Source organism: Mycobacterium asiaticum, assembly GCF_001668675.1.
Taxonomy (GTDB): Bacteria; Actinomycetota; Actinomycetes; order Mycobacteriales; family Mycobacteriaceae; genus Mycobacterium; species Mycobacterium asiaticum_D.
In genome coordinates this window covers 1-4,325 of sequence record NZ_LZKQ01000169.1, presented here as the reverse complement: position 1 = coordinate 4,325, position 4,325 = coordinate 1, and the positions used below count along the sequence as shown (strand labels likewise).

Here is a 4,325-nt window from a genome sequence, read left to right as displayed (position 1 = left end):
ACCGCGGTGGGCACCTGGAAATACATGGCGCCCGAACGGTTTTCCAACGACGAGGTCACCTACCGCGCCGACATCTACGCCCTGGCCTGCGTGCTCTACGAATGCCTCACCGGCGCTCCGCCCTACCGCGCCGACAGCGCGACCACTCTGGTCACCGCCCACCTGATGGATCCCATTCCCCAGGTGAGCGCGCAACGGGCCGGCATTCCCAAGGCCTTCGACACGGTGATCGCCCGTGGCATGGCCAAAAAACCCGAAGACCGCTACGCCAGCGCCGGGGACTTCGCCCGCGCCGCGCACGACGCGCTCAGCGACCCGGACCAGGACCACGCCGAGAACATCCTGCGCCGCAGTCGCGAGTCCACGCTGCCCGGCACCGCGGTGACGCCGCCACCGTCCGGTCCCAGCAGCGGCCCGCTGCCCAGTGCGCCGCAGTATTCGCCGCCGCCGGCCTACGGCGACCCGATCGGATCCGGGCCGTTGCAGCGCCAGGCCCCGCCGAGCCAGCCCTCCTGGGGGCCGGCCAGCGGCCCGATTCCGAGCTCGAGTCCGCCTCCGCAGCCTCCGCAGGCCCCGCAGTACTTCCAGAGCGGTAGCTGGGGCGGCACGCCACCCGGCGGCCAGCCACCGGCCGGTCCCGCCGCTTGGACCCAGGGCGGTCAACCCCCGGGGGGCAAACGCAACCCGTGGCCCATCGTGGCGGCCGCCGCGGCGGTGGTCGTCGTTCTCATCGTCGCCGGCATCGGTATCTGGTACGCGACGAAACCGGGCGACAATCACAACGCGGACGACACCACCACGGCCTCCTCCAGCACGACCACCACCACCACGAGGAGTTCGCCGACGACAACTCCCGGCGGCAGTCCGCAGAGCAAGCTGCTGTCGATGCTGCCTTCGGGCTATCCGTCCGGGACATGCACACCCACGACGCCCAAGCCGAACAGCGTCTGGACCAACACGATCGCCATGCTCGACTGTGGCCAGAACACCAACCAAGGCGGCCCGAGTCGGGCGATCTACGGCCTGTTCCCGAACCTGGCCACGTTGAAGTCCGCGTTCAACGACGACATCGCGGCCGTGCAGTTGACGAACTGCCCGGGAGAAGGCCCGTCGCCGGACGGGTGGCACTACGACCGGGATCCGACGGTGACGGCGGGGATGATCGCCTGCGGCACTTACAAAAACCACCCGAACGTCATCTGGAGCAACGAAGGCAAGTTGATGCTCAGTGACGCGTTCGGGGATCCCGCTACTCTGGAAGACCTGCACAATTGGTGGGCCAAGTACGGCTGACCAAACCGATTGGCGGACCGCGGTTTTGGCGCTCGGCGCGCCAAAGCTCAGGTGAGCCAACGGTATTGCGGGCTGGCGGGCGAGCCTCGGTTGGGGGGATCAGCGATGGGCGCGGCGCCGGACTCGCGTGAGGGCTCGATGTTCGGGCCCTACCGCCTGAAGCGACCCCTCGGCCGGGGCGGAATGGGTGAGGTCTACGAGGCCGAACACACCGTCAAGGGCTGGACCGTCGCGGTCAAGCTGATGTCGGAAAACGTCAGCAAGGATCCGGTGTTTCGCGAGCGGATGAAGCGCGAGGCCCGCATCGCCGGGCGGTTGCAGGAACCGCATGTGGTGCCCATCCACGACTACGGGGAGATCGACGGCCAGCTGTTCCTGGAGATGCGCCTCGTCGAGGGCACCGACCTCGACAAGATGATCGCCCAGGAAGGCCCGCTGTCGCCGTCCCGGGCGGTCGCGATCATCACCCAGATCGCCTCGGCCCTGGACGCCGCCCACGCCGCCGGTGTCATGCACCGCGACGTCAAACCACCCAACATCCTGGTCACCCGCGACGACTTCGCCTACCTGGTCGACTTCGGCATCGCCAGCGCCACCACTGACGAGAAGATCACCCAGCTGGGCACCGCCGTCGGGACCTGGAAATACATGGCGCCCGAGCGTTTTGGCAACGACCAGGTGACCTTCCGGGCCGACATCTACGCCCTGGCCTGCGTGTTGTACGAGAGCCTGACCGGCAGCGCGCCGTACCAGTCCGACAGTGCCGGCGTACTGATCAGCGCGCACATGAACAATCCGATCCCCCGGCCGAGCGCGGCCCGCAAGGGAGTGCCGCGGGCGCTGGACGCGGTGATCGCTCGCGGGATGGCCAAGAAGCCGGCCGATCGGTATCCCAGCGCCGGTGATTTGGCCCGCGCCGCGCAGCAGGCGCTCAGCGAACCCGACCAGGACCAGGTCGCCGACATCGTGCGTCGCAGCCAGGAAGCGGTGCTGCCGCCGCCCGTCGACCCGCGGACCATTCGGTACCGACCCGCCCCGCCCCCACCTCAACCGGTCATGCCGCCCGGCCCGTCCGGTCCGATCCCGCGCCAGCCTGGCGTCCCCGTGGCGCCGCCCGGCTATCCGCGCGGCCCGGCCCCCTTCGGAGGCTTCCAAGGCGCCCTGCCACCGCCGCAACCCTTCGCCGGGCCGATGCCGTGGCACCCGGCGCCGCCGCGGCGCCACAACACCTGGGAAATCGTTGCCGCAGTCGTTGCCGTCGTCCTGGTTTTGATACTGGCCGTCATCGGCATCTACGCGGCCACCCGGGACGACAACACCAGACATACCGGCACCGCGACCTCCACGGGCTTCGCCCTCGTGAGTCGTAGCGCTGCGGGGCCTGCAAGGGGAATGATTCGGGGCAGCTTGGTCGGCATACCGGAGGCTTTGCATGGACGACACGCCGGGGACGACGGTTTCTGAGCTGGCGCGCCTGGAGCTGCGCGGGGGTGGCCGGACGTGGCGGGTGACGCCGGATCGGGTGTGGCGGTTGGGGCGTTCCAGTGAGGTGGATATCCGGTTGGAGAATCCGCGGATCTCGCGGGTGCATGCGGTGTTGGAGCCGTCGCCGGCCGGCTGGGTGCTGATCAATCGCAGCAGTAACGGGATGTTCGTGGCCGGGCAGCGGGTGGAGCGGTTGACGATCACCGGGCCGGTGGGGGTGGTGTTGGGGTCGGTGACCTCCGGGGAATTGCTCGAGGTGCAGCCATTGGGCAACGAACCCCCGGCGGCGGGGTCCTCGATCGGGGAAGCGACCACCCAGGTGGTGCAGGTGCCGCTGCCCCCCGCCCCGCCGGACCCGTCGGGTGCGGGGGTGGAGGCCACCTCGGTACTTGACATCACCGGCGCGGTGGCAGCGCCGAGTCCGGGCACGGGCCAGACCGGGTCGGTGCGCACCCCGACCGCGGTACACACCATGGACGCGGTGGTGGTCAGCATCGGCCGCGCCCCGGAAAACACCGTGGTCCTCAACGACCTGCTGGTCTCACGCCGACACGCCCTGCTGCGCCGCTCGGGTCAACGCTGGGAACTGATCGACAACCACAGCGCCAACGGCACCTACGTCAACGGCACCCGCATCACCCGCGCGGTGATCGGGCCCGAAGACATCGTGGGCATCGGCCACCAACTGCTGCACCTGTCCGGTGACCGGCTGGTCGAATACGTCGACACCGGCGACATCTCCTATGAAGCCACCCACCTGGGCGTGGCAACCCCCAAAGGCAAAACCCTGCTCGCCGATGTCAGCTTCGTGCTGCCCCAACGCAGCCTTTTGGCCGTGGTCGGCCCCTCCGGAGCCGGCAAATCCACCCTGCTGGGCGCGCTGACCGGATTCCGCCCCGCCACCGCGGGCACCGTGCGCTATGACCAACGCGACCTCTACGACAACTACGACGAACTGCGCCACCGCATCGGCTTTGTCCCCCAAGACGACATCCTGCACACCCCGCTGACCGTGCGCCGCGCCCTGAACTACGCCGCCCAACTGCGCTTCCCCCACGACGTCAGCGCCGCCGAACGCCACCAACGCATCGACGAAGTCCTCACCGAACTGGGCCTGATGACCCAAGCCGACCAACGCATCGACAGCCTCTCGGGCGGCCAACGCAAACGCACCAGCGTCGCCCTGGAACTACTGACCAAACCCTCGCTGCTGTTCCTGGACGAACCCACCTCCGGACTCGACCCCGGCTATGAGAAATCCGTCATGCAAACCCTGCGCAGCCTGGCCGACGACGGGCGCTCAGTGGTCGTGGTCACCCACAACATCGCCCACCTCAACATGTGCGACCGACTGCTGGTCCTGGCCCCCGGCGGCCGACTGGCCTACTTCGGCCCACCCCAACAAGCCCTGGGCTACTTCCACTGCACCGACTTCGCCGACCTGTTCATCCTGCTCGAAAACGACACCACCACCGACTGGACCGCCCGCTACCACGACTCCCCCTTCCCCGCCGCGGCCCAGCAACCGCTTGAGATGGTAGGGCCCG

2 protein-coding genes and 1 pseudogene are annotated in these 4,325 nt (G+C 68.8%); all 3 read left to right on the top strand.

The window, feature by feature from the left end; genetic code table 11:
- Positions 1-1,293 (top strand): serine/threonine protein kinase (locus A9X01_RS14845; protein ID WP_065121502.1); only part of this gene is annotated, 1,293 nt, incomplete at its 5' end.
- 105 nt (positions 1,294-1,398) lie between these two features.
- Positions 1,399-2,637, top strand: a pseudogene (locus A9X01_RS14840) (serine/threonine-protein kinase); the annotation flags it as partial.
- Between the two features lie 88 nt (positions 2,638-2,725).
- Positions 2,726-4,325: FHA domain-containing protein (locus A9X01_RS14835; RefSeq protein WP_155772102.1), on the top strand; the 1,600-nt coding region annotated here is incomplete at its 3' end.